Origin of the sequence: Nocardioides ferulae (assembly GCF_003660455.1) — a bacterium.
In the GTDB taxonomy this organism is placed as follows: Bacteria; Actinomycetota; Actinomycetes; order Propionibacteriales; family Nocardioidaceae; genus Nocardioides; species Nocardioides ferulae.
Map to the genome: position 1 here is coordinate 297,714 of NZ_QZVR01000004.1, position 25,254 is coordinate 322,967.

Here is a 25,254-nt window from a genome sequence, read left to right on the forward strand (position 1 = left end):
CTCGCGGGCGGTGGTCCGGCCGGCCCGTTCCCACCAGGCCGAAGCCCCCACCGGGCCGCGGTCGGGTGGCCCCTATGCTCCCGCGCATGGACATCAACGGATCCAGTGCTCTCGTCACCGGCGGCGCCTCCGGCATCGGCGCCGCCGCCGCCCGCCAGCTCGCCGCGAAGGGGGCGACCGTCGTGGTCGCCGACCTGCAGGCCGACAAGGGCGAGGCGCTCGCCCAGGAGATCGGCGGGGTCTTCGCCCGCGTCGACGTCACCGACACCGACCAGATCACCGCGGCCGTCAACGCCGCCGCCGAGATCGCCCCGCTGCGCGCGGTCGTGAACTCCGCGGGCATCGGCTGGGCGCAGCGCACGATCGGCCGCGATGGCCAGATCGACTCCGCCCACGACCTGGCCGCGTTCACCAAGGTGATCGCGATCAACCTGATCGGCACCTTCGACGTGGTCCGGCAGGCCGCGTCGGTGATGAGCCGCAACGAGCCGGACGCCGACGGCTGCCGCGGTGCGATCGTCAACCTGGCCAGCGTCGCCGCGTTCGACGGCCAGATCGGCCAGGCGGCGTACTCCTCCTCCAAGGGCGGCGTGGTCGGCATGACGCTGCCGGTCGCGCGGGACCTCTCGGCCGCCGGCATCCGGCTCAACACCGTCGCCCCCGGTCTGATCGACACCCCGATCTACGGCGAGGGCGAGAGCGCAGAGGCGTTCAAGGCCAAGCTCGGCGAGTCGGTGCTGTTCCCGAAGCGGCTCGGGGTGCCCGACGAGCTGGCGAGCATGGTCGTGGAGTGCCTGACCAACTCCTACATGAACGGCGAGGTCGTCCGGGTCGACGGCGGCATCCGGATGCCGCCCAAGTGATCCGCTGACCTACGCCCGGCGCCCCATCCGGGCCAGCAGCGCGGTCTGCCGGTCGGCGCCGTCGGGCACCGGGAGCGCGGGCTTGCTGATGCCCTCGGCGTAGAAGTGCTCGCCGAACCCGTCGACCGCCCGGTCGAGGGCGTCCATCTCCGCCTCGGTCCAGCGGTCGTCGTGGCCGAGCGCCCGGGCCAGGTCCCAGCGGTGGGCGACCAGGTCGAAGCCGTAGAACGTGGCCATCGTGGCCGCGATCGTGGTGCGGCCGAAGTACCCGTCGTACTCGCGGCCGGCGATGCCGCGGTCGCCGAGCACGCGGCGTACGGCGTTCAGGTGCGCCGCCCACCGCTCGGCCGGTTCGCCGGTCGGGGCCGGGCCCAGGTCGACCCCCTGCTGGGCGAGGAAGTCGCGCTGGGTGTCGATGACGTGGTCGAGCACGTCGGTGGCGGTCCAGCCCTCGCAGGGGCTGGCGCCGTCCCAGTCGCCGCCGGCCTGCACCACGGTGGTGAGGCGGGCGGCACGGTCGAAGTAGCCCTCGACGAGGGCATCGATGTCTGTCGTGGTGTGAGTCGTGGTGGTCATGGCCGCGATTCTGGGCGGCGCGACGTCGGCGGCTCTTGCAAGAATCCGACACATGCCCCCGGAGCTGCCGCCGCGACGGATCGACCCCGTCGAACGCGCCCATCTGCGCGACGCCGCCGGCTTCTCGCCCCCGATCCACCGCTACGCCCCGTCGCCGGGGCTGAGCGACTTGGTCCGGCGCTACTGGATGCCGGTCTGGTCGCTGGAGCCGGGAGTCGTCACCCACCAGCGGGTGCTGCAGTACCCCGTCTGCCTGATCGTCGTCGCCGACTCCTACGCCAGGCTCGTCGGTCCCCAACGCGGGCTGTCGGTGCAGGAGCTGCGCGGCCGCGGATGGGCGATGGGCGCCATGCTCCAACCGGCCGCCGGCGAGCGGCTGGCGGGGGGACCGGTGCAGACCCTCACCGACCGGTTCGTGCCGCTCGACGCGGCCGCGGCCCTCGACGGCCCGGCGCTCGAGCACGACGTGCGGGCCGCGGTCGGCGACGAGCCCGACGACCGCGACCGCCAGGCCGCGGTGGTCGGCGTCTTCGAGGAGCACCTCTCACGACTGCTGCCGGTCGACGACGAGGGCCTGCTGGTCAACGCGGTCGTCGAGCACGTCGAGGGCGACCCCGAGGTGCAGCGGGTGAGCCAGCTGTGCGAGAAGTTCGCGCTCGGCGAGCGCACCCTGCAGCGGCTCACCGCCCGCCGCATCGGCCTCTCACCCAAGTGGCTGATCCAGCGCCGCCGCCTGCACGAGGCCGCCGAGCGGCTGCGATCGCCCGAGCCGCCCGATCTATCCCGGGTCGCGGTCGACCTGGGCTACAGCGACCAGTCCCACTTCGCCCGCGACTTCCGCACCGCCACCGGCCTCACCCCCGGGCAGTACGCCGCGGAGCCGAGGCCGCGATGACGCCGCCGCGGGAACGTCTCGCCCCTGCCCGGCGTCCCACCGCCATGTCTGCGCGCTCGTTCGGCATCGCCGTCATGCTCGCCGCGGCGGTGGCCCCCTTCCCGCAGCAGCCGGCGGCCGCGTCCTGTGCCGCCCCCTCGCTCGAGGTGCCCGGCGCGGCCCGGACACCGGTGGTGCTGCACGCAGGGGAGCGGGTCACCGTGACCGGCCGGGGGTTCGTCGAGGGCTGCGACGACACCGGCGGCGGATCGGTCCTCGGCTGCTCGGGCGGCGATGAGGGCGAGACCGAGGAGCCGATGAGCGACGTCGAGCTGGTGCTGCTCCACGGTCGCCCGACGCCGACGCAGGTGTCGCTGGCCGTCGCCGACGCCGGCACCGCCGACGACGGTCGCCTCGGTCAGGTCACCTGGACCTTCACGGTCCCCGCCGACCAGCCGCTCGGGCCGGCGGTGCTCAAGACCGAGGGGTCCGAGCCGCTGCGGGTCCGGATCGTCGGCTGACCCCAGCCGTGGCCCCGCCGGCCCACGCACCCAGGTCGAGCACCAGGTCGGCCCGGTGCACGGTCGCCTCGACCAGCCGGGCGTTGGGCTCGTCGACGCGCTCCACCCACGTCCGCGCCGCGGCCGGCGACTTGCCGAACGCCACGTGTCGCGCGACCAGGCGTTCGCGCCGCACCCCGTCGTCGGTGACCACGTGCCAGACCGCGTCGAGCTCGGCCCGCACCCGGGGCCACGGCTCGTCCCCGAGCAGCAGGTAGTTGCCCTCGGTCACCACCAGCGCCGCGTCCGGCGGCACCGGGATGGCCCCGGCCAGCGGCTGCTCCAAGTCGCGCTCGAAGGCCGGGGCCATCACCACCTCGGTGGCGTCCGCCGGCCGGCGCATCCGGCCCAGCAGCGCGGCGTACCCCCATGCGTCGAAGGTCTCCGGCGCGCCCTTGCGGTCGAGCAGGCCGCGGCGGGCCAGCTCGACGTCGGCGAGGTGGAACCCGTCCATCGGCACCACGCATGCGCCGTACGCCGCGGTGAGCGCGGCGGCCAGCGTCGACTTGCCGGCACCGGGAGCTCCGGTGATGCCGAGCAGGACCCTCCCTCCACCGCTCGCCGGAAGCAGCCCGGCCAGCTCGTGGCCGTCGGGGGAGAGGGCGACGGTCTCGGGCACGGCCCGAGCCTGCCACGTCGGCGCGCCGGGTCGGATGCTTCTCGGTCGGGTTGCTCGTCTCCGCGGAATCCTCGGCTGGGTCCGGGTGTTGCACCAGGTGGCCGGCTGACCGGCCGTGGCGACTGCTAATCGGCTCGCACGGGTACCGGTCGCCACCTACGCTGGAAGGCACATGACGAACGCACACCGCCCCGCAGCCGAGTCCGACCTGGACTTCTCCCTCGACGCCGAGCTCGCGCAGACCCGCGCCTGGGACGCCGGAGACTACGACGAGCCCGTCGAGCCCGACGCCGACCTCGACGAGTCCGAGGACGCCGACGACGGGTTCGTCTCCGGCTACGCCGACGAGCCCGACCCCGAGGAAGACCCCACGGTCGGCGCGATGGAGCTCGCCGAGCGCCACGCGCTGCGCCGCGTCGCCGGGCTGCGCACCGACCTCGAGGACATCACCGAGGTCGAGTACCGCCAGCTGCGCTTGGAGCGGGTCGTCCTGGTCGGTGTCTGGACCGACGGCAGCGTCGCCGACGCCGAGAACTCCATGGCCGAGCTCGCCCTGCTCGCCGAGACCGCCGGCTCCGAGGTGCTCGAGGCGATCTTCCAGCGCCGCCAGCGCCCCGACCCCGCCACCTACATCGGCCGCGGCAAGGTCGACGGGCTCCGCGAGATCGTGCAGTCCACCGGCGCCGACACCGTCATCTGCGACGGCGAGCTCGCGCCCAGCCAGCTGCGCAACCTCGAGGACCGGCTCAAGGTCAAGGTCGTCGACCGCACCGCGCTGATCCTCGACATCTTCGCCCAGCACGCGAAGTCCAAGGAGGGCCAGGCGCAGGTCGAGCTCGCCCAGCTCAACTACATGAAGCAGCGCCTTCGCGGCTGGGGCGGCAACCTGTCGCGCCAGGCCGGTGGCCGGGTCGCCGCGGGCGCCGGCATCGGTGGCCGCGGCCCCGGTGAGACCAAGATCGAGACCGACCGGCGGCGCATCAACACCAAGATCGCCAAGCTGCGCCGCGAGCTGAAGGAGATGAAGGGCACCCGCGACACCAAACGGGCCTCCCGCCGTCGCCACCAGATCCCCAGCGTCGCGATCGCCGGCTACACCAACGCCGGCAAGTCCAGCCTGCTCAACCGGCTCACCGACGCCGGAGTGCTGGTCGAGGACGCCCTGTTCGCCACCCTCGACCCGACCACCCGGCGCACCACCACCGCCGACGGCCGCGTCTACACGATGAGCGACACCGTCGGCTTCGTCCGCCACCTGCCGCACCAGTTGGTCGAGGCGTTCCGCTCGACGCTGGAGGAGGTCGCCGACTCCGACCTGATCCTGCACGTCGTCGACGGCTCCCACCCCGACCCCGAGGGCCAGCTGGCCGCGGTGCGCGAGGTGCTCGCCGAGATCGGCGCCGACAAGGTGCCCGAGCTGGTCGTCATCAACAAGGCCGACGCCGCCGACCCGATGGTGCTCGCCCGGCTGCGCCAGCGCGAGCCGCACTCGGTCGTGGTCTCGGCCAAGACCGGTGAGGGCATCGCCGAGGCGCGGCAGGTGGTCGAGAGCGAGCTGCCGCGGCCCGACGTCGAGTTCAGCGCGCTGCTGCCCTACGAGCGTGGCGACCTGATCAACCGTCTGCACCAGCACGGCGAGATCGCCTCGATGGAGCACACCGCCGACGGCACCCTCGTGCAGGGCCGCGCCAACGAGGATCTCGCCGGCGAGCTGGCGGCGTACGCCGTCACCTCGTCCTGAGCGGCGCGACCCGCCGCTTCTCCCCGCGCCGGCCCTGCCGATCCGGGCTGAACCCGTGAGGTTTGCGCGGTCCGCAGACGGGGAAGGAGTCGCCGGTCGCCGGCGTCCACCGCCGGCGTCCTGGGGGATGCGGTCGCGTCCAGCAAGGCGGCTTGGGGCTTTGCTGGCGCCCCCACGCTCGTGCCCGCGGCCGAACTTCGCCGTTTAGGGAACAAACACCCCCCTCGCCAGCGATCATCGGTGCGTGACTCTTCGGGGGGTCGCGGGCCTGAACCCGCTGCACTCACCGCGGACCCGGGCCCGCCTCGTGCCCGTGGTCTGCGCGGCGCTGCTCGTCGCCGTCCTCACCCTCTATCTGGGCGACCGCGCGATCGGCGACCGGCCCGGACGCTGTGAGCGCTTCACGGCCGATGCGGCAGCCCGCGCCGCGGCGGTGACCGGGTCGGGCCGCGACGTGCTGGTGATCGGTGACTCCTACTCCGCCGGCCTCGGGTTGGTGGACGCGTCGTCCTCGTGGCCGGTCGAGCTGCCCGGTCGGGTGCACGTGGCCGGATTCTCCGGCTCCGGGTTCAGCGCGCGCGCCAGCGGGTGCGGTCCGGTCTCGTTCGCCGACCGTGCCCCCGACGCCCTGGCCGGGGTCCCCGGCAGCGCCGACCTGGTGGTCGTCGAGGGCGGGCTGAACGACTACGACCAGTCCGACGCCGAGATCCGGGCCGGGTTCGCGCGCCTCGCCGGCGCCCTCGCGGGCCGCAGCGTCGTCGTGGTCGGCCCGGTGCCCGCCCCCGCCCGCGCCGCGGCCGTGCCGCGCGTCGACGCGCTGCTGGCGGGGCTGGCCGCGCGGCACCGGCTCGCCTACGTGTCTGCGGCCGGCCTCGAGCTCACCTACCTCGACGACCGGCTGCACCTGACCCCCGAGGGGCACCGCGCATTCGGGGCGTACGTCGCCGCGCAGGTCGCCGAGCTCGGCCTCTGACCGTGGCCGACCGCGCCGACCCGGGGCCTGTCGGAGGCCGCGGCTAGGGTGCTGCGGTGACCGCCGCACCCGCCGCCGAACCAGGCACCGACCCCAGCACCGGGTCTGCCGCCGACACCCCCGAGGTGACGGTGCGCGAGGTGCTGACGGCGGCCGTGGCCGCGCTCGGCGGCCAGGAGCGCACCGGCCAGGTGCAGATGGCCGAGGCGGTGGCCGACGCGATGGACGCCGAGCGCCACCTGCTGGTGCAGGCCGGCACCGGCACCGGCAAGTCGCTGGCCTACCTGGTGCCGAGCCTGCTCCACCGCGAGCGGGTGGTGGTCGCCACCGCGACCCTGGCCCTGCAGCACCAGCTGGTCGAGCGTGACATCCCGCGGCTGGTCGACGCGCTGCAGACCACCCACCCCGAGGTCGACACCTCCTACGCGGTGCTCAAGGGTCGCTCGAACTACGCCTGCCTGCACCGCATCCGCGAGGGCGTGCCCGACGACCAGGGCACCCTCGTCGACGTGCCCGAGGGCTCGATGGGCAAGAAGGTCCTCGAGCTCCGCACGTGGGCCGAGCGCGAGTCCGAGCAGGGCGGCACCGGTGAGCGCGACGCCGCGCCGCGCCACACCGAGCGCGAGTGGCGCCAGGTCAGCGTCGGCCACCGCGACTGCCTCGGCGCCACCAAGTGCCCCTTCGGGCAGGAGTGCTTCGCCGAGCGCGCCCGCGAGAAGGCGCACCGCTCACACCTCGTCGTCACCAACCATTCGCTGCTCGCGATCGACGCGATCGAGGGGGTGCCGATGATCCCCGACTACGACGTGGTGGTCATCGACGAGGCCCACGAGCTGACCGCCCGGGTCACCCAGGCGGCCACCGACGAGCTCACCGTCGCCGACGTCGAGCGCGCCGCCCGCCGCTCGCAGCGCCACGTCGAGGGCAGCGAGGCCGACGACCTCGCCGACGCCGCCGACACGCTGTCCGACGCGATCACCCAGACCGATGCGGGCCGCATCGACACGATGCCCCAGCACCTCGCCGACGCGCTCGTGCTGGTCCGCGACGCCGCGCGGTCGTGCCTGTCGGCCTACCCCAAGGAGTCCTCCGACGGCGACGCCGACCCCGGCCGCACCCAGGCGAAGGGGTCGGTGCAGGAGGTCTTCGTCACCACCGAGCGGATGGCCGCCGACCTCGACTCCGACGTGCTGTGGCTGGCGGAGGGCGGCCAGGCCGGCCAGTCCCGCATCCCGCCACGGCTGTGCGTGGCGCCGCTGCAGGTGTGGGGGCCGATGCGCGACAAGCTGCTCACCGAGAAGACCGTCGTGTTCACCTCGGCCACGCTGATGCTCGGCGGCGACTTCAGCTCGGTCGCCACCAGCGTCGGCCTCAAGCCGTCCGAGCGGGTCGCCGGCGACGGCGCCCAGGTGGCGGCGTCCCCGGGCCCGAGCGCCCTGCCGTGGCGCGGCCTCGACGTCGGCTCGCCCTTCGACTACGGCCGCCAGGCCATCTTGTACGTCGCCCGCCACCTGCCGCCGCCCGGGCGCGACGGGCTGGGCGCCAGGCAGCTCGACGAGATCGCCGAGCTGGTCGACGCCGCCGAGGGCCGCACCCTGGGGCTGTTCTCCTCCCGCCGCGCGGCCGAGACCGCGGCCGAGGCGATCCGCGAGCGCCTGCCCCACCTGACCACCCTCGCCCAGGGCGACGCCCAGCTGCCCGAGCTGGCCAAGCAGTTCGTCGAGGATCCCCACACCTGCCTGTTCGGCACGCTCTCGCTGTGGCAGGGGCTCGACGTGCCCGGCGAGACCTGCCAGCTGGTGCTGATCGACCGCATCCCGTTCCCGCGGCCCGACGACCCCTTGATGAGCGCGCGCCAGCGCGCCGCCGACCAGGCCGGCGGCAACGGGTTCATGCAGGTGGCGGCCACCCATGCCGCGCTGCTGATGGCCCAGGGCGCGGGGCGGCTGATCCGCACCACGTCCGACCGGGGAGTCGTGGCGGTGCTCGACCCGCGGCTGGCCACCGCCCGCTACGGCGGGTTCCTCAAGGCCAGCCTGCCCCCCATGTGGACCACCACCGACCCGGCGGTGGTCCGACAGGCGCTGACCAGGTTGGCGAAAGGCTGACCCGGCCGCTCAGACCTTCTTCGGCACGTGGTGGTTCCAGGTGCACACGTGCTTGATCATCTGGTGCGCGCGGTCCGAGGTGGGCTCGAACATCAGCGGGCAGCCGCCGTCGATGACGGTGACGCCGTGCGAGCGGCCGTAGTCGGTGGCGTCGTCGGACACGCTGCCCTTGCCGAACGAACGGTGCATCCACACGTCGTGGATGCCGAGCTCCACGCACTCGTGCATGGTCTGCTCGGCGGTCTCGGGCCGGGTGCCGATCACCACGGCCTCGACGCCCTCGGGGATCTCCGCGACGGAGTGGTAGCAGGGGTCGCCCTCCACCTCGTCGGCGTTCGGGTTCACCGCGAACACCTGGTAGCCGCGCTCCTTGAGCCGCTGGTAGACGATGTTGCCGCCGTGGCTGGCGGGGGTGCGAGACACCCCGGTCACCGCGATCCGCTGATGAGACAGGAACTCGGTGGCCGCGTCCTGGATGGTCATGGTCGTCATGGCCTCACCTCCGCGTCGAGCGTGGGCAGCGGCCCCTTCGGCCGGGTAGGGCCGCGGGTCCCGGATCGGCGACCGGTCGCGCGGCTGCGCCCGACGGCTACAGCAGCGCCCGCCCGTCGTACCCGCCCCGGGGGGCACCGACCCCGAGGAACGAGGCCACCGTGGGGGCGACGTCGACGGTCGCCACCCGCCTCGAGGAGGCCACCCCTTTCGGGACCGCCGGATGACCGCCCGCGAGGAAGAACGGGATGCGCTCGGTAGCGGGGTGCCCGTGGTTGCCCGGGATCGGGTTGGCGAACACATCGGGGTCGCTGAACCGCCACCCGGCCTTGCAGTAGACGACGACGTCGCCGGCCTCGGGGCCGAGTCGCAGCCGGGGCTTGGTGCGAGGGTGCGCGGCGAGCACCCCGTCGACCGCCGAGGCCAGCTCGCGGATCCGGGCGACCGCGGCGGAGCGCTGCGCCTCCGGGCCGGTCCAGTAGACGAGGTCGGCGCCGCCGTTGTCGGCGATGACGGTGTTGCCGGCGAGCAGCGGGTCGGCCTCGAGCACCGGTGTCAGCGTGATCAGCCGGTCCGGGCGGGACCAGTCCATCGAGTGGTCGGCCAGCACCACGACCAGGGAGCGCTCCCAGCGCCCGGTGTCGCGCAGCATCGTCACGAACCGCTGCACCTGCAGGTCGGTGGAGATCAGCGCGGCCCGCCGGGCCAGCTGCAGCGACTGGCCGGTGAGGTCCATGTGGCCGAGCCGGTCGATGTCGCCGAGGTTGACGAAGACCAGGTGCGGGTCGAACTCCTCGACCATCGCCAGCGCCGCCTCGGTGGTGAACACGTCGGGGGCATGGCCGGAGATCGGCACGATCGGCGCCGGCTCCCAGCGGTGGGTGGCCCGCTCGCCGAACACGCCGTAGAGGTACTCCTTGCTGAGCACCGTGCCGGTGCGGTAGCCGGCCCGGTTCAACCGCTCGATCACCGTGCCGACGCGCACGTCGCTCTCCTGGTCGAGGTAGCGCACCTCGCCGAGCTCGGCGTCGTAGACCGAGTTCGCCGGCACCCCCGAGCGGTCCGGCCGCACCCCGGTCATCATCATCACGTGGTTGGGGATGGTCTCCATCACCGGCAGCGAGCGCGCCCGCGGGAAGTGCAGGCCGCCGTCGCGCAGCTCCTTCAGGGTCGGGGTCAGCCCGCTGTCGATCTCGTCGGGCCGGCAGCCGTCGACGACCAGCACGTAGACGCGCCGCCGGCCGCGGGGCGCCGCGATGGCCGGGGCGGCGGCGACCGCCGCGGAGAAGACCAGCCCGCCGGCGCCGGCGCGCAGGAGGGTACGCCGTCCGGTGCGGACGGCGTCGAGCCCGCCGACCCGCGGGTCCCCGGCGACGGTCGCGTCGTGGTGGCGCCCCATCACGCACCCACCGGGTCCTGCACGCGCGTCAGTTTGCCGGTGCCGGTGGCGGTGGCCCACGAGGCAGTGTGGGAGACGGTGAGGTCGGGGCTCTTCCGGTCGCCGATCACGAACCAGTCCATCTGGGCGCGCTGCGCGGTGAGGTCGAGCACCGAGAAGCCGTGGTCGTCGAAGTTGAGGTAGCGCACATGCCGGTTGTTGGCCTGGATGATCGCCTCGACGGCCAGGCTGGCGGTGCGCGGCGGCGCGGAGAGGATGTCCTTGAGGTTGTTGGAGGTCACCGAGGTGCAGACCAGCTCCACCCCGGCGGAGTCGCCGATCGGATAGGTGGCGTTGTCGTAGGGCAGCTCGCACGCCCATCCGGAGTGGATGTCGCCGGTGAGGAACACCGCGTCCTGCACGCCGCGGTCGCGGATGTGCTCGAACAGCTCGCGACGGTCGTCGGTGTAGCCGTCCCACTGGTCGACGTTGTAGGGCAGTCCGTCGGCGGGCAGCAGCCCCACGGTGTCGTTGACCGGCCGGATCAGGTCCTTGGGCAGCGCCGCGAACGTGACGGGGGCGATCATCACCGGGTTGCCGACCAGCTTCCACTGCGCGCGGCGGTTGTCGAGGGAGTCCTTGAGCCACTTCATCTGCCGGCGGCCGGTGATGGTGCGGTCGGGGTCGCTGACGGCGGGGTCGAGCAGCGGCACCGCGACCTGCTGGTCGCGGTAGGTACGCAGGTCGAGCAGGCTGAGCTCGGCGAGCTGGCCGAATCGCAGCCGGCGGAACAGGGCGGTGCCGTCGCCGAGCTTGGCGGTGCCGGAGAGGCGCACCGGCATCCACTCGTCGTAGGCCCGGTGGGCGACGTTGCGGCGCGCCGCCCACTCGCCCTCGGCCTCGGGCTGGTGGTTCTCGGCCCCGTCGCGCCAGGCGTCGTTGGTGGACTCGTGGTCGTCCCAGACGACGATGAAGGGGTACTTCGCGTGCAGCGCCTGGAGGTCGGGGTCGGACTTGTACTGCGCGTGCCGCTGGCGGTAGTCGGCGAGGGTGACGATCTCGTGCTCGGGCTCGTGCGGCCGGATCACCTGGTCGGCCGACCCGTAGCCGTAGCCGCCGGAGGGGTACTCGTAGAGGTAGTCGCCCAGGTGCAGCACCGCGTGCAGGTCGTCGCGCTGCGCCAGCCCGCGGTACGCCGTGAACCAGCCGGCCTGCAGGTTGGCGCAGGAGGTGACGCCGAAGCGGAGGTTCTCGGGGAGCGCGTTGGGCGCGGGTGCGGTGCGGGTGCGGCCGACCGGGCTGAGCGCGCGGCCGTGGCGGAACCGGTAGTAGTACCAGGTCTCGGGGTCCAGGCCGGTGGCGTCGACCTTGACGGTGTGGTCGCGCCAGGGTCCGGTGCTGACCTTGCCGCGGCGCACCACGCGGCGGAACCGGCGGTCGGTGGCGACCTCCCAGGTCACCTCGGCCTTGGGGCCGCGTCCGGAGCCGGGGCGGCTGGCCGGGGTCGGGGTGACCCGGGTCCAGAGCACGACGGCGCCGGGGAGCGGGTCGCCGGAGGCCACGCCATGCCGGAAGACCCGGTTGCCGGGCTTGGCGGCGGCGTCTCCGGTGCCGGCCGGGCCGGCCGCTGCGGCAGGTCCGGCGAGGGCGAGCGCGGCCCCACCGGCACCGGTGGCGAGGCCCCCGGCGAGGACGGAGCGTCGGGGCAGCGGGGAGGTGCGGGGCTGCTCTGGGGAGGTCTGGTCGCAGGTCACGGTTCATCCAACGACGCTGCCCGCCTCGGGTGACAGGGCCAGCTCGTGTGAGAACCGCCTGTTCATCCGCCGGCCACCGCCCGGTAGAGGCAGCGCCGCCCCGCCGTCGGGTGGACGGCGGGGCGGCGGTCCGCGGAGCGGGGCGGTCAGCGAAGCGAGACGGCGCGCACCTTGGCGACCAGGCGGTCATCGCGCGAGCCCCCGCCACAGGTGTACGGCGAGTCACCGCCGCAGGTGTCCAGGGCGACCCTCGTACTGGCGTTGACCAGGGTGACGTCGACGAGGGAGATGCTCTTGTTGAACGGGACGGTCTTGGAGCCGTCGCCGTCCCGGTTCAGGTCGATCATCCACCAGCGGGGCTCGCCGCCCGACTTGTCGTAGGCGGAGACCATCGCCCAGGAGCCGCGGCTGGTCGGTGCCAGGTCGACGATCACCTTGAGCCTCTTGCTGCCCTTCTGGGGCTCCCAGTAGTCGCTGGCGGAGGTGAGGTGGTTCAGCTTGGTGGTGTACCACTTGCCGCTCTTGCGGAACCTGCCGTCCGGTGCCGCCGGGTAGTCGTTGACGGCCCCCTCCTCGTAGGTCAACCACGGGCGGCGGTTGGCGTCGGCGAACCTCAGGAACGTCGAGCCGAAGGACGGGCCGCGTGCCTCCAGAGCGTTCTGCACCGCCTGCAATGAGTACTCGTCGCCGTGGGCGGCGGCGGCGGAGCCGTCGGCCCGCTCCCAGATGTCGCGGACCAGCACCGGCAGGCCGCCCGACTCGGTGGTGATCACGTTCTCGGTGAGGTAGCGGAAGAAGATCCAGTCGCCGTACTGGTGGCCTTCGCCGACGTAGTCGAGGGGAACGTCCGGGCGGCCGAGGGGTCCGGCGTCGAGGTACTGCACGCTGTCGTCGACGTCGTCGTAGACCTCGTCCTCGGCCCAGGTGGCGGTGGCTTCCATCAGCCACCGGTCCTCGTAGTAGTCGTAGGCGAACTGCACGGCGTGGAAGTACTCGTGCGCGGCGGTCACCTGGATGTTCTCCAGCGGGGTGTTGCCGAAGTCCTCGTAGTCGTTGTCTAGCGCACAGTAGGCCCACACGTCGTAGGTGCCCGGAGGGTCGAACTCCTCCTGGTCGGAGGTGCAGTAACCGTAGGCACCCATCGGGTAGAGGTCTGCCAGGTAGACGTCGGGCCGGTCGTCGCCGCCGAGGCCCTCGTCACCGCGCACCGGGTGGTAGCCGGCGGCGAGGTAGACGCCGGCGACGTGCTCCACGGACTCCAGCACCTGCGCGACGTACGCCGGGGTGCTGCCCACGTTGCCGTCGACGTCGTCGCCGCCGACTCGGTGCGGTCCGGTCTCGACCCAGTGGACGCACACGTTCGGACCACAGACCCTGCCGACCGGAGCGGAGCCGTACTGGGGGTTCTCGGGATCGCTGCCCGCACCGTCGGTGGGTCGGGAGAAGTACCGGCGTGCGCTGGACCGTTCCGCCGGCGAGAGGGCCGGCAACGCGCGCCACAGATCCCGGAGAGCCAGGGTGACCTCTCCGTCGGCACCGCGGCCCGAGAAGGCGCGCTCGACCTGACGCAGGGCACGCTCGGCGGCGACCCGGTCGGGGGTTGGGGCGGCGACCTTGGCGGGGTCGGCGGAGGGGCCCGAGGGGGCAGCGGCGCCGCTGGTGGCGCCGAGCATGGTCGTGGCCAGGGCCACGGCGGCGAGGACGGCCAGCGGTCGCCGCAGGCGGCGCGTGGCGAAGGGGGGCCTGGTGTGCATCCGCCCAGACAACCGCAACCCGAGCGCGGCTGCCGGAGCTTTGGCAGATCTTTGGAGTCGGGGCCGAAATCGGCCCCGGCGGTCAGCTGATCGTGGCCTTGAACCGGGCGGGCACCCGGTCGTCGCTCGGCGTGCCGCCGCAGGAGAAGTCGCCGCGGGTGCGGCAGCGCATCCGGGTGCTGCCGTTGACCAGGGTGACGTCGACCCGGGAGACCTCGGCCTTCGAGAACGGCAGGGTCAGCGTGGCGTCACCTTCGGCGTCGAGCACGACCGGCTGGGTCTCGGCGCTGCCGTCGGCCGGGCTGGGGTAGACACTGACCACGGCGAAGGCGCCCTGACCGGGAGCCACCAGGTCGAAGACCAGCTTCAGCTGTGTGCTGGAGCGGGTCGGCTTGACCGACTTGCTGGCCGAGGTGAGGTGCTGCAGCTTGGTGGTGAACCAGCGGCGCTGCGTGTCGAACCGGCCGGCCTTCGCCGACGGGTAGCTGTTCTCGACCGCCTCGGAGTAGGAGTCCTTCGGGTGCCGGTTGGCGTCGGCGAACGCGCCGAATGCCTCGTCGAAGTCGACGCCGCGCTCGGCGAGCGTGGCACGGATCGCCTCGAGGGAGTACTGCCCGCGGGCGTTCTCGGCGGTGCCGGCCGCCTTGGCCCACATGTCGCGCACCAGCGTCGGCATCCCGCCCTCGGCCTCCGTGAGCCGTTCGGTGAGGAAGCGGAAGAAGATCCACTCGCCGTACTGGAACGTGCCGGCGAACGTGTCGAGCGGCACCGCGGGTTCGCGCAACGGGCTGCTCGGCAGGTAGTTGAGGTTGTCGTTGACGTCGTCGTAGAGCTCGTCCTCGGCCCAGGTGGCGGTGGCCTCCATGAACCAGCCGTCCTCGCGGATGTCGTGGGCGAACTGGACGGCGTGGAAGTACTCGTGAGCGGCGGTGACCTTCATGTTGCCCAGCGGCGTGTTCGTGCGGAACTCGCGGCGGGAGAAGTCGTTGTCGAGCACGCAGTAGGCCCAGACCGCGGCGGGGCCGTCGCGGGGGATCTCCTGGTCGGTGGTGCAGTAGCCGTACATGCCGGCGACGCCGACGTTGGCCAGGTAGATGTCGGCGCGGCCGTCGCCGCCCTTGGCACCATCGGGCAGCACGGGGCGGTAGCCAGCGGCGACGTAGGTGGAGTGGACGTATTCGAGCTCGGTCAGGTTGCGTCGCACCCAGGCAGGCGTCGTCTTCACCCTGCCGTCGTGCTTCACCTTGTGCTGGCCGGTCTCGACCCAATGCACGCAGACGTTCTCGCCGCACAGTCGTCCAACCGGACGAGGCTTGCCATTGCGGAGCTTGCCGTAGTGCGGATTGCCGTAGCTGTCGGGCCCGCTCGAGGTCGGCCGGGCCAGGAGGTCACGAGCTCGCCGCTGGTCGGCGGGCGGCAGGGCCGCGGCGTCGACGGCGAGGTCGCGCAGCAGCAGCGTCAGCTCCGTCGCAGCCCCGCCAGCCGCCCGGGCCGTGCCCTTCTCGTCGAGCGCCGCCTCGACCGCGGCCAGAGCCTGCTCGGCCCGCTCGCCTCGGTCCGGCGAGACAGCCTGCGCCGGACGGAGCGCCGTCGGTGCCGGTTGGGCAGAAGACATCGAGCCGAGCCCCGGCGCCAGGAGCGCGGCGACGAGCGCCGCGGGCAGGAGGGCGAGAAGCGGCCGACGCGAGCGGCGGCCGTGGGCGAACAGCATGCGGACTCCTGGGGAGGGGCGGAGACCGCAGGCTAACCGACCGGGGCGCCGTGCTCAGACTCTTCGCGAGACCCCACCTCGGCCCGTGCTCGGTCGCGGGCGCCCCACAGCTCGGCGGTGGCGAAACCGGCGAGGACCACCAGCCAGCCCACCACCGCGTCGACGACCCAGTGGTTGCCGGTGCCGATGATCACCACGGTGGTGATGCCGGCGTGCGCCCAGCCGAACACCCGCCAGGCGTGGGAGCGCGAGTGACGCTGCACCACGAGGGCCACCCACAGTGACCACCCGGCGTGCAGCGACGGGAACGCGGCCAGCTGGTTGGTCAGCCCGCCGAGACCCCGCGGGGCGGAGGCGTCGGACCCCCACCAGCCGTCGGCCGCGTGCAGGCTGAGCACGTCGACGTACCCCTCGACGAACCGCGGGGGCGCCGTCGGCATCATGAGGTACATCACCAGGCCGAGGACGGTGGCGATGACCAGCGCCCGGCGGCCGGGCAGGTAGCGCTCGGTGCCGAGCCGGTAGAGCCACACCAGCGCCACCAGCGTGACGACGTAGTGGGCGGTGGCGTACCAGTAGCTGGCCAGCAGCCCGAGGGTGTCGATCTCGACGAACACCTGGTTGAGGGTGGCCTCCCAGTGCAGGCCGAGCAGGGTCTCGAGGTGCAGCAGTTGCTGCGCCCGCTCGAGCGCGGGCGCCAGGGCGTCGTCGGCGAAGAGCCGCGAGGCGCTGTAGCCGACGTAGAGCGTCGCGATCAACACGAGCTCGAGCAGCCCACGGCGCAGCCGGGGGAAGCGGGGGAGCGCGACCGGAGACCTCACGACTCAGATCTTGCCGTCCGGCCAGGGATCACGCATCCGTCTTATCCCCTATCCGCCCCCGACGAAAGTATCGGGGCCACCCCCGAGGTGCCTCTACCCTATGGCTGACTTCCTACCATACTCGGTATGTGTGGCGCTCAGACCCGGCGCAGCACCGCGGTCACCTTGCCGAGGATCGTGGCGTGGGTGCCGTCGATGGGCTCGTAGGCCTCGTTGTGCGGCAGCAGCCACACCCGGCCGTCCTTGCGCTGGAAGGTCTTGACCGTCGCCTCGCCCTCGATCATCGCCGCGACGATCTCGCCGTTCTCGGCGTTCGGCTGCTGGCGGATCACGACGTAGTCGCCGTTGCAGATGGCGGCGTCGATCATCGAGTCGCCGGAGACCTCCAGCAGGAAGAGCTGCCCCTCGCCGACCAGCTGCTTGGGCAGCGGGAAGACGTCTTCGACCCGCTCCTCGGCGAGGATCGGGCCACCGGCGGCGATGCGCCCGACGACGGGGACGTACTGGGCGGCGGGGATGGTGTTGCCGATGTCGGTCTCGTCGACGGAGAACTCCTCGGCCGCGGAGATGGCCTTGCGCGCGGCCATCACCTCGGGGAGGAAGACCTCGAGGGCCCGCGGGCGGTGCGGGTCGCGCTTGAGGAAGCCCTTCTCCTCCAGCACCTTCAGCTGGTGGGCCACGCTCGAGGAGCTGGTCAGGCCGACCGCCTCGCCGATCTCGCGCATGCTCGGCGGGTAGCCGCGCTTCTCGATGCAGTCCTTGATGTGGGTCAGCACCCGCTGCTGGCGAGGGGTGAGGCCGGTGACGTCCGGGGGGCCGTCGGGCAGCTCGGCGACACCCCGGGCGGGGGTGCCGGTCTTCTTGGTCGCCATGGGGTGTGCTGCCTTCCGCGTCGTGGCACCGAGAGGGTGCGGTGGAGCGGCCCGTCGCGCCGGGCCCGTCGAGGTCACGCTAGCCCGCGACGGGGTCGGCTTCAAACATCTGTTCGAACGGCGTGTCGCGAGGGTCGGCGCCTGGTCGGGGTTTCTGCCTCGACCACAGCGTGGACCGCGGTGGCCGGCCTGTCGCAGCCTGGTTGACTCCCGCCCCATGACGCCTCTGCTCCTCGGGCGGGCCGCCCGGACCTCGCCCGAGCACCCCACCAGCTGCGTGGTGACGGGCGCCGCGCGCGGCATCGGCCGGGGCATCGCCGAGCGGATGGTCGCCCGCGGCCACCGGGTGGTGATCACCGACGTCGACGGGGTGGCCGTGGCCGCCACCGCGGCGCAGATCGGTGCGGTGGCGGGGATCGCGCAGGACGTGCGTGACCCCGACTCGCACCGGCGGGTCGCCGACGAGGCGCGCCGGCACGGCGCCCTGGTGGCCTGGTTCAACAACGCCGGCGTCGGTGACGCCGGTCAGCTGGCCGAGCTGGACGACGAGCAGGTGCGGCGTCTGGTCGAGGTGAACCTGCTCGGCGCCCTGTGGGGCTCGCGCGCGGCGCTGGACGCGTTCGCCGCACCCGGCGGCGGGCGTCTGCGACGCGACCTCGTCCTGACCGCGTCGCTCTCCGGTCTGGGCCCGGTGCCCGGGCTGTCGGTGTACGCCGCGACGAAAGCCGCGCTGGTGTCGCTGGCCACGTCGCTGCGCGCGGAGGTGCCCCGGGGGGTCGGTGTGCACGCGCTGTGCCCCGACGGCGTGGCGACCGATCTGGTGCGGGACATGGCGGAGGGGCGGGGCAAGCGGCTGGTGCACTCCGGCGGGCGGATGCTCACCGTCGACGAGGTCGCCGACGCCGCCGTCGGCCTGCTCGGTTCGCGCCGCGTGGTGCGCACCCTGCCGGGGTGGCGCGGCGGGCTGATCCGCGGGGGAGCGCTGCTCCCCTCGGTGACCCCCGGGCTGCTGCGCGTCTTCGAGCTGCAGGGTCGGTGGCAGGAGCGCCGCTCGCCCGTGGAGTGACCCCGTGGAGTGACCCCGTGGAGTCACTCCGTGGAGTGATCCCGTGGCGTGATGCGGGCCGATCCGACGCGAGGGTCGGCGAGCGCGACACGCCGTCGAACGCCTGTTCGGCCAGGTGCTTGTCTCGTTCGAACATGTGCTCTACTGTCGTACACATGTTCGATCGAACGTCTGCTCGACCGGGTCCCCGGGAGGCCGGCGGCCCGCGCGGCGCCGGCACTGTCGGTGCTCGGCGATAGACATCTGCTCGAGCAGGCCGAACGGCACCTTCCTTCCCCAGGAGCCCCGATGAGCACCATCACGCTGAGCCACCACCCCGTCCGCACCGACACCCGAGCCACCCGAGCCCCCAGAGCCCCCCGGGGCCCGGTCGGCGGGTCGGTCCGACTGACCCGCCGCGGCCGCCTCGTCGTGCTGGTGGTCGGCCTCGCGGCGGCTCTGCTGATCGGCTTCTTCGTCACCTCAGGTTCGGTGGCCACCGAGCGCCCCGGCCAGCCCGAGCCGACCCGCGTGGTGATGGTCGGCAGCGGCGACACCCTCTGGGGCATCGCCTCCGAGGCCTCCGCGGGCGGCGACGTGCGCGACATGCTCGAGCGCATCAAGGACCTCAACCACCTCGACTCCGGCATGGTCACGCTCGGCCAGCGGCTGCACGTGCCGACGACCGACTGATCCAAGCCGAGGGAGCCGCGACGTCACCAGCCGCTTCGACCCCGGCTGGTGCACACGGGGAAACGAGGGGCGAGGCCGAACGGCCTCGCCCCTCTCTCGATTTTGGCGTCTCGTTCTCAGCGCGTGGCGCGGTGGCCGCCGGCGGTGGGAGCGGAGCGAGGAGGCCGATCTGTTGGCGTCACCCGCCCGGTCTCCGGTTCCGGAGGTCGGGTGATCCCCAACTCGCGCAGCAGCCGTGCGACCAGCATCAGCCCGACGAACAGGCAGGCGACGGCGCCGAGCGAGGCCAGCGCGAGGAACCACCAGGCGTCACGGTCCCCGCCGCGGGCGGCCGCACCGAAGTCGATGGCGGCGTAGACCAGGTAGCCCCAGGCGACCACCGACACGGTGACGGCCAACGCCAGACCGAGCAGACGCGGCTGGAGGGCGGGGCGGCGACGTGTGCCGCGCCGGGCTCCCGCGCGCTTGCCTCCGGTGCTCACCGGCCCATTGTGGCCGATGGGTGAGCGCGGCGGCCCGGCGCCGGGCCGGGTGCCGCGCGATCCGTCGGCGGTTCTGTCCTAGTCTTGTTGGTGTGCGGGACGGACTGGGCGCGGCGCGGACGCTGGACGACGCGCTGACGGGCGCCCGTGACGTCGACGACATCGCCGTGCGCGCCATGCAGCACCTGCGCTCCGACGGCGGCGTCCTCCGCGTGGGGGTGGCTCTCACCGAGGGCGGCGGACGGCGCCTGCGGTTCCTCGAGAGCGACCGGGTCGACCGCGGCGAGCGCGAGTGGTCGCTGATCGACGCCTACGAGGACGTGCCGCTGACCTTCGTCGCCCGCACGGGTGAGGCGGTGCTGGCCAACCTCGACGACCTTCCCGACTTCGGCGACCGGTTCTCGCAGCTGCTCGCACAGCGGCGCGCCGAGGGGGCTGCCGCCCTGGCGGTGATGCCGCTGCCCGGCACCGGGTCGCCGCTGGGTGGGCTGGTGGTCTACTTCGCCGGCCCGCAGGGGTTCCCCGCCGACCAGGTGCGTCTGCTCGAGCAGTTCGCCGCGTCGATCAGCCGCGCCGTACGCCGGCTGCGGCTGACCGTGGGCCGGCACGGCGCCGACGCGGTGCCGGTCGAGCCGGCCATCCCCGACGGTGCGCTCACCGATGCTCTGCTGCTCGAGAGCGACCCCCGGGCCTCCGGCGCCGCCCGCCGGTTCCTGCGATCGCTGGGGGCGCAGTGGGGTGTCGACGAGGACGTCGTCGACACGGCCCAGCTGTGCCTGTCCGAGCTGGTGACCAACGCCGTCGTTCACGCGGGCACGGCCTCGGAGCTGCGGGTGATCCTGGAGGACCGACTGCTCACCGTCATCGTCCGCGACCTGGGCGGGCTCGGTGGTGCCAAGGGCGAGGAGCCTCACCCATCGGAGGATCCCGACCCCCTGAGAGTGTTCGGGCGCGGGCTGATGCTGGTCGACGCGCTCTCCGATCGCTGGGGGTCCGAACGAGACGTCACGGGCACGACCGTGTGGTTCGTGGTGTCGATGCCCGATCCTCAGGCAGCTGTCGACGCCGCCGACGCCGGCTGAGCCCACGCTGGCGAAGCGAAGGCAGGACGGGGCGTCAGTTGGCCGTCTGCTCCACGACGTACTGCACGACCGAGTCGCTGCCGGCCTCGCCGCCGTAGACGGCCAGTACCACGTGCAGGGAGTCGCGGGTGAGGTCCTGGCTGGCCATGCCCTCGATCTGCACCGACTGCGAGCCGGTGGCGAAGCCGGCGTCGGTGAGCAGGCCGACGGCCTCGTCGAGCGCCTCGGTCGGGTCCTGGATGTCGGTCTGCACCATGACCACGTGACCGGTCTCGCCGGCCTCGCCGCCGGACATCGCCGAGACGATGTCTCCCTCGATGATCGGGAGGTCGTCGGGGAAGGAGTCGGGCAGGTCGCCGCCGGAGGTGTAGGTGCCGGTGCTGTCGGAGACCACGACGTCGCCGGTGTCGGGGTCGACGTCGACCTCCACGTCGCCACCGGCGCCCTGCTCGATGGCCTCCTCAGCGGCCTTCTCGGCTGCGTCCTCGCCGCTGCAGGCGGCCAGGCCGAAGGGGGCGGTCAGGGCGAACAGCATGGTGACGGTGCGCAGGGCGGTGCGAGACATGGCGGTCCTTCCTCGGGGGTGCTCCGAACGTGCCACAGGTGGCGCGCCCGCGGCACCCTTTCGGTGGGCGGACCAGTCGACCTGCCTGCCGCGGATCGAAGCCGGTTCCGCCGCCGCGCGGAGGTCGTCGCGGTGCGCGACACGCCCGGGTCAGACCAGCCGGAAGGCCTCTGACCTGGGGTTTCCGGCCCGTCGCGAAACCGACTGTGGGTATGTCCGCGACCGGCTTGCATCGTGTCCGGACCCGGCGTACGGTTCCACTACATCTAGTAGTTACAGCGGTGTAGTTATCCACATCTAGTGCACAGGTAGACGCGGAAGCCTCACAGGCATCCGGCTGTTCTACACAGTGGGACCGCAGATATCCACAGTTTCGTCCACACCCTGTGACGGGTGTCTTCGTCGACCCCGACGACCCGCTTCGACCCGCCCGGGAGGAGGACCGCCATGCACTGCCCCTACTGCCGTCACACCGACACCAAGGTGCTCGACTCCCGGGTCGCCGAGGACGGCGGTTCGATCCGCCGCCGCCGTCAGTGCGGGGCGTGCGCCAAGCGGTTCACGACCGTGGAGCTGATCCAGCTCGCGGTGCTCAAGCGCTCCGGCGCCACGGAGCCGTTCGACCGCGCGAAGGCGATCTCGGGAGTCCGCAAAGCCTGCAAGGGCCGCCCGGTCTCCGAGGACGATCTGGCCTGCCTGGGGCAGGCGGTCGAGGACGCCCTGCGGGGCAGCGGCCAGGCCGAGATTCCCGCCAACGAGGTGGGGCTGGCGATCCTGTCCCCGCTGCGCGCGCTCGACGAGGTCGCCTACCTGCGCTTCGCCAGCGTCTACAAGTCCTTCGAGTCCGCCGAGGACTTCGAGTCCGAGATCGCCGGTCTCCGCACCGAGCGGGCGGCCCAGCTCGCCGAGCTCGTCGACGGCACGCCCGGTGCCGACGACACCACCACTGTCGGTGGTCGGCGAGACCCTCAGCCCACGGGCTGACCCCGAGCCGCCCGGGGGCGTCGTGGGGAAGCGGCGCCCCCGGGCATCAACCCGGCCGAGCCTCCTCGTGGGCGGCATCGGCACCCAGCAGCACCGGCACGAGCACCAGCACGACCCAGCAGCACTGACAGCGAAGTCATCCGAGGGACCAGAGGAGAACCATGACCGAGACGGTGAGCGGCCCGGCAGCGAAGACCAAGACGGGCGCGGGCCTGAAGATCGACCGGGTCTTCAGCACCGCGGGTGTGCACCCGTACGACGAGATCACCTGGGAGCGTCGCGACGTCGTGCAGACGAACTGGAAGACGGGCGAGACCGTCTTCGAGCAGCGCGGCGTCGAGTTCCCCGACTTCTGGTCGGTGAACGCCTCGACCATCGTCACCACGAAGTACTTCCGCGGCGCGGTCGGCTCCGACGCCCGCGAGACCAGCCTCAAGCAGCTGGTCGACCGCGTGGTGAAGACCTACGTCAAGGCCGGCCGTGAGAACGGCTACTTTGCGAGCGAGGCCGACGCGGAGGTCTTCGAGCACGAGATCACCTGGCTCCTGGTCCACCAGCACTTCTCGTTCAACTCCCCGGTCTGGTTCAACGTCGGCACGCCCTCGCCGCAGCAGGTCTCGGCCTGCTTCATCCTCTCCGTCGACGACTCGATGGACTCGATCCTCAACTGGTACAAGGAGGAGGGCTTCATCTTCAAGGGCGGCTCTGGTGCCGGCCTGAACCTCTCCCGCATCCGCTCCTCCAAGGAGCTCCTCTCCTCCGGCGGCACCGCCTCTGGTCCGGTGTCGTTCATGCGCGGCGCCGACGCCTCGGCCGGCACCATCAAGTCCGGTGGCGCCACGCGCCGGGCCGCGAAGATGGTCGTCCTCGACGTCGACCACCCCGACATCGTCGAGTTCGTCGAGACCAAGGCGCGCGAGGAAGACAAGATCCGCGCGCTGCGCGACGCCGGGTTCGACATGGACCTCGGCGGCAAGGACATCACCTCGGTGCAGTACCAGAACGCCAACAACTCGGTGCGAGTGAGCGACGAGTTCATGCGTGCGGTCGAGGACGGCACCGACTTCGCGCTGCGCGGCCGGATGAGCGGTGAGGTGATCGAGCGGGTCGACGCTCGCGACCTGTTCCGCAAGATCTCCACCGCCGCGTGGGAGTGCGCCGACCCAGGCCTGCAGTACGACGACACCATCAACGACTGGCACACCAACCCCGAGACCGGTCGGATCACCGCGTCCAACCCGTGCTCGGAGTACATGTCGCTCGACAACTCCTCGTGCAACCTGGCGTCGCTGAACCTGATGAAGTTCCTGCGCGACGACGACACCTTCGACGCGCAGCGGTTCGCCAAGGCCGTCGAGCTGATCATCACCGCGATGGACATCTCGATCTGCTTCGCCGACTTCCCGACCGAGTCGATCGGCCAGACCACCCGTGACTACCGCCAGCTCGGCATCGGCTACGCCAACCTCGGCGCGCTGCTGATGGCGATGGGCCTGGGCTACGACTCCGACGGCGGCCGCACCATGGCCGCCACGATCACCTCGCTGATGACCGGCGTCTCCTACAAGCGGTCGGCCGAGCTGGCTGCGATCGTCGGGCCCTACAACGGCTACGCCCGCAACGCCGAGGCGCACAACCGGGTGATGCGCAAGCACCAGGCGGCCAACGACACCGTGCGCCCGCTGCACATCGCCGACTCCGACGTGCACAAGCTGGCCACCCACGCCTGGGCCGAGGTGGTCAAGCTCGGCGAGACCAACGGCTTCCGCAATGCGCAGGCCTCGGTGCTCGCACCCACCGGCACCATCGGCTTCATGATGGACTGCGACACCACCGGCATCGAGCCCGACTTCTCGCTGGTGAAGTTCAAGAAGCTGGTCGGCGGCGGCTCGATGCAGATCGTCAACCAGACCGTGCCGCGCGCGCTGAAGAAGATGGGCTACCAGCCCGAGCAGATCGAGGCGATCGTCGCCTACATCGCCGAGCACGGCCACGTGGTCGACGCGCCGGGGCTCAAGCCCGAGCACTACGAGGTCTTCGACTGCGCGATGGGTGAGCGGGCGCTCAAGCCCATGGGCCACGTGCGGATGATGGCCGCCTGCCAGCCGTTCCTCTCCGGGGCGATCTCCAAGACCGTCAACCTGCCCGAGTCGGCGACGGTCGCCGACGTGGAGGACATCTACCTCCAGTCGTGGAAGCTCGGCCTGAAGGCGACCGCGATCTACCGCGACAACGCCAAGGTCGGCCAGCCGCTGTCCGACGGCAAGGGCGAGAACAAGGGCAAGGGCGCCGAGGCCGCGGTCGAGACCAAGGTCGTCGAGAAGGTCGTCTACGCCCCGACCCGCAAGCGGCTGCCGAAGTCGCGGGTCTCGCGCACCACCTCGTTCACCGTCGGTGGCGCCGAGGGCTACATGACCTCCGGTGCCCACGACGACGGCGAGCTGGGCGAGATCTTCCTCAAGCTCGGCAAGCAGGGCTCGACCCTGGCCGGCGTGATGGACGCGTTCTCGATCGCGGTCAGCATCGGCCTGCAGTACGGCGTCCCGCTGGAGACCTACGTCTCGAAGTTCACCAACCTGCGCTTCGAGCCGGCCGGCCTCACCGACGACCCCGACGTGCGGATGAGCCAGTCGATCATGGACTACATCTTCCGCCGCCTGGCGCTGGACTACCTGCCGTTCGAGTCGCGCTCCGCGCTCGGCATCTACTCCGCCGAGGAGCGTCAGCGCCACCTCGAGACCGGCTCCTACGAGCCGGTCGAGGAGACCGGATCCGCTGCCGAGCTGGTCGAGTCCCCGGTGGTCGAGACCGTCGACGCCGAGCTGGTCGAGACCAAGGACACCCGCGGCGCCGAGCAGCGCGAGGTGCCCGCTTCCCCGGCCAAGGAGGCCCACACCTCCGCCGAGCTGCTGGAGAAGATCACCGGCCACGCCATCGACAGCCCGCTCTGCTTCACCTGCGGCACCAAGATGCGCCCCGCCGGCTCGTGCTACGTGTGCGAGGGCTGTGGCAGCACCAGCGGCTGCAGCTGATGTGAACGGACAGGAAATGACCCAGATCAAGCAGCCGACGATGTCCTGCACTCGGACAGCAATGGCCCGCGATCGGTCAACGGGACATTTCCCGTGGGGATGCGCCGGAGCGTCACTGCCAGTTGCACGCCGCATGGCAGCGGGAGAACCACGCTGACCATGACGGTACGAATTGATCGGCCCAGGCCCCCTTCGCGGGGGGCCTGGGCCGGTTTGATTGACGGGAGGCTCCGGCGGGTGTCGGGGCCTCCTGATGTGATGCCTCCGGGCACCCC

The 25,254-nt window shown here is 72.3% G+C and carries 22 protein-coding genes; 11 read left to right on the plus strand and 11 right to left on the minus strand.

Annotated features, from left to right (window positions below; all coding sequences use genetic code 11):
* The first annotated feature begins 86 nt into the window (after positions 1–86).
* Positions 87–863 (plus strand): SDR family NAD(P)-dependent oxidoreductase, encoded by a 777-nt coding sequence (locus tag D6B71_RS07730; protein WP_121253931.1) that lies wholly within the window; start codon positions 87–89, stop codon positions 861–863.
* A gap of 9 nt (positions 864–872) precedes the next feature.
* Here D6B71_RS07730 and D6B71_RS07735 read toward each other — a convergent pair whose 3' ends face one another.
* Positions 873–1,439 carry a maleylpyruvate isomerase family mycothiol-dependent enzyme gene (locus tag D6B71_RS07735; RefSeq protein WP_121253656.1) on the minus strand — a complete coding sequence of 189 codons (567 nt, stop codon included), beginning with the start codon at positions 1,437–1,439 and terminating at the stop codon, positions 873–875.
* Positions 1,440–1,491: 52 nt separating this feature from the next.
* Between D6B71_RS07735 and D6B71_RS07740 the strand changes: the two genes are divergently transcribed.
* Both D6B71_RS07740 and D6B71_RS07745 read left to right on the plus strand, forming a co-directional pair.
* Positions 1,492–2,334: an AraC family transcriptional regulator gene (locus tag D6B71_RS07740; RefSeq protein WP_121253657.1), complete on the plus strand. Its 843-nt coding sequence runs from the start codon at positions 1,492–1,494 to the stop codon at positions 2,332–2,334.
* A gap of 44 nt (positions 2,335–2,378) precedes the next feature.
* Positions 2,379–2,834 (plus strand): hypothetical protein, encoded by a 456-nt coding sequence (locus D6B71_RS07745; RefSeq protein ID WP_121253659.1) that lies wholly within the window; start codon positions 2,379–2,381, stop codon positions 2,832–2,834.
* Here D6B71_RS07745 and D6B71_RS07750 read toward each other — a convergent pair.
* A complete protein-coding gene (locus tag D6B71_RS07750) occupies positions 2,788–3,492 on the minus strand; it encodes a nucleoside/nucleotide kinase family protein (protein ID WP_121253661.1) in 705 nt (234 codons plus the stop codon). The genes D6B71_RS07745 and D6B71_RS07750 overlap by 47 nt on opposite strands.
* A 172-nt stretch (positions 3,493–3,664) precedes the next feature.
* On the opposite strand from D6B71_RS07750, the gene hflX reads away from it, so the two are divergent.
* The 3 genes from hflX to D6B71_RS07765 all read left to right on the plus strand — a co-directional run bounded on the left by hflX (position 3,665) and on the right by D6B71_RS07765 (position 8,314).
* Complete coding sequence (hflX, locus tag D6B71_RS07755) at positions 3,665–5,233, plus strand: GTPase HflX (protein ID WP_121253663.1); 1,569 nt, start codon at positions 3,665–3,667, stop codon at positions 5,231–5,233.
* Between the two features lie 244 nt (positions 5,234–5,477).
* Positions 5,478–6,206: an SGNH/GDSL hydrolase family protein gene (locus D6B71_RS07760; protein WP_121253665.1), complete on the plus strand. Its 729-nt coding sequence runs from the start codon at positions 5,478–5,480 to the stop codon at positions 6,204–6,206.
* Between the two features lie 56 nt (positions 6,207–6,262).
* Complete coding sequence (locus tag D6B71_RS07765; protein ID WP_121253667.1) at positions 6,263–8,314, plus strand: ATP-dependent DNA helicase; 2,052 nt, start codon at positions 6,263–6,265, stop codon at positions 8,312–8,314.
* 9 nt (positions 8,315–8,323) lie between these two features.
* Here D6B71_RS07765 and D6B71_RS07770 read toward each other — a convergent pair whose 3' ends face one another.
* The 7 genes from D6B71_RS07770 to lexA all read right to left on the minus strand — a co-directional run bounded on the left by D6B71_RS07770 (position 8,324) and on the right by lexA (position 17,096).
* Positions 8,324–8,806, minus strand: coding sequence for a CoA-binding protein (locus D6B71_RS07770; protein ID WP_240641207.1), 483 nt, complete (start codon positions 8,804–8,806; stop codon positions 8,324–8,326).
* 97 nt (positions 8,807–8,903) lie between these two features.
* A complete protein-coding gene (locus D6B71_RS07775; protein WP_121253669.1) occupies positions 8,904–10,205 on the minus strand; it encodes an alkaline phosphatase family protein in 1,302 nt (433 codons plus the stop codon).
* On the minus strand, positions 10,205–11,938 hold the full coding sequence (locus tag D6B71_RS07780) for an alkaline phosphatase D family protein (RefSeq protein WP_240641208.1): 1,734 nt from the start codon (positions 11,936–11,938) through the stop codon (positions 10,205–10,207). Before D6B71_RS07780 ends, D6B71_RS07775 begins: the two co-directional genes overlap by 1 nt.
* Before the next feature lie 146 nt (positions 11,939–12,084).
* Positions 12,085–13,692, minus strand: coding sequence for an MXAN_6640 family putative metalloprotease (locus D6B71_RS07785; RefSeq protein WP_121253671.1), 1,608 nt, complete (start codon positions 13,690–13,692; stop codon positions 12,085–12,087).
* A gap of 82 nt (positions 13,693–13,774) precedes the next feature.
* Positions 13,775–15,403 carry an MXAN_6640 family putative metalloprotease gene (locus D6B71_RS07790; RefSeq protein WP_121253673.1) on the minus strand — a complete coding sequence of 543 codons (1,629 nt, stop codon included), beginning with the start codon at positions 15,401–15,403 and terminating at the stop codon, positions 13,775–13,777.
* 32 nt (positions 15,404–15,435) lie between these two features.
* Positions 15,436–16,224, minus strand: coding sequence for a phosphatase PAP2 family protein (locus D6B71_RS07795; protein WP_121253675.1), 789 nt, complete (start codon positions 16,222–16,224; stop codon positions 15,436–15,438).
* A 137-nt stretch (positions 16,225–16,361) separates the two neighbouring features.
* The gene (gene lexA, locus D6B71_RS07800) at positions 16,362–17,096 is read right to left on the minus strand and encodes a transcriptional repressor LexA (protein WP_121253676.1); all 735 of its coding nucleotides are present in this window, start codon (positions 17,094–17,096) and stop codon (positions 16,362–16,364) included.
* 217 nt (positions 17,097–17,313) lie between these two features.
* On the opposite strand from lexA, the gene D6B71_RS07805 reads away from it, so the two are divergent.
* Positions 17,314–18,162, plus strand: a complete 849-nt coding sequence (locus D6B71_RS07805) for an SDR family NAD(P)-dependent oxidoreductase (protein WP_164519571.1) — start codon at positions 17,314–17,316, stop codon at positions 18,160–18,162.
* A 288-nt stretch (positions 18,163–18,450) separates the two neighbouring features.
* Entirely contained in the window at positions 18,451–18,834 is a 384-nt protein-coding gene (locus D6B71_RS22660) for a LysM peptidoglycan-binding domain-containing protein (protein ID WP_164519572.1), read from the plus strand.
* 116 nt (positions 18,835–18,950) lie between these two features.
* Here D6B71_RS22660 and D6B71_RS07815 read toward each other — a convergent pair whose 3' ends face one another.
* Positions 18,951–19,316 carry a hypothetical protein gene (locus D6B71_RS07815; protein ID WP_121253682.1) on the minus strand — a complete coding sequence of 122 codons (366 nt, stop codon included), beginning with the start codon at positions 19,314–19,316 and terminating at the stop codon, positions 18,951–18,953.
* A gap of 92 nt (positions 19,317–19,408) precedes the next feature.
* On the opposite strand from D6B71_RS07815, the gene D6B71_RS07820 reads away from it, so the two are divergent.
* Positions 19,409–20,398: an ATP-binding protein gene (locus D6B71_RS07820; protein WP_121253684.1), complete on the plus strand. Its 990-nt coding sequence runs from the start codon at positions 19,409–19,411 to the stop codon at positions 20,396–20,398.
* 34 nt (positions 20,399–20,432) lie between these two features.
* Here the strand turns inward: D6B71_RS07820 and D6B71_RS07825 are convergent, their stop codons facing one another.
* Positions 20,433–20,963: a hypothetical protein gene (locus tag D6B71_RS07825; RefSeq protein ID WP_121253686.1), complete on the minus strand. Its 531-nt coding sequence runs from the start codon at positions 20,961–20,963 to the stop codon at positions 20,433–20,435.
* Between the two features lie 447 nt (positions 20,964–21,410).
* Here D6B71_RS07825 and nrdR point away from each other — a divergent pair, with 447 nt between their 5' ends.
* Entirely contained in the window at positions 21,411–21,947 is a 537-nt protein-coding gene (gene nrdR, locus D6B71_RS07830) for a transcriptional regulator NrdR (RefSeq protein ID WP_121253688.1), read from the plus strand.
* A 161-nt stretch (positions 21,948–22,108) separates the two neighbouring features.
* Positions 22,109–24,979 (plus strand): vitamin B12-dependent ribonucleotide reductase, encoded by a 2,871-nt coding sequence (locus D6B71_RS07835; RefSeq protein WP_121253690.1) that lies wholly within the window; start codon positions 22,109–22,111, stop codon positions 24,977–24,979.
* The last annotated feature ends 275 nt before the right edge of the window (positions 24,980–25,254 follow it).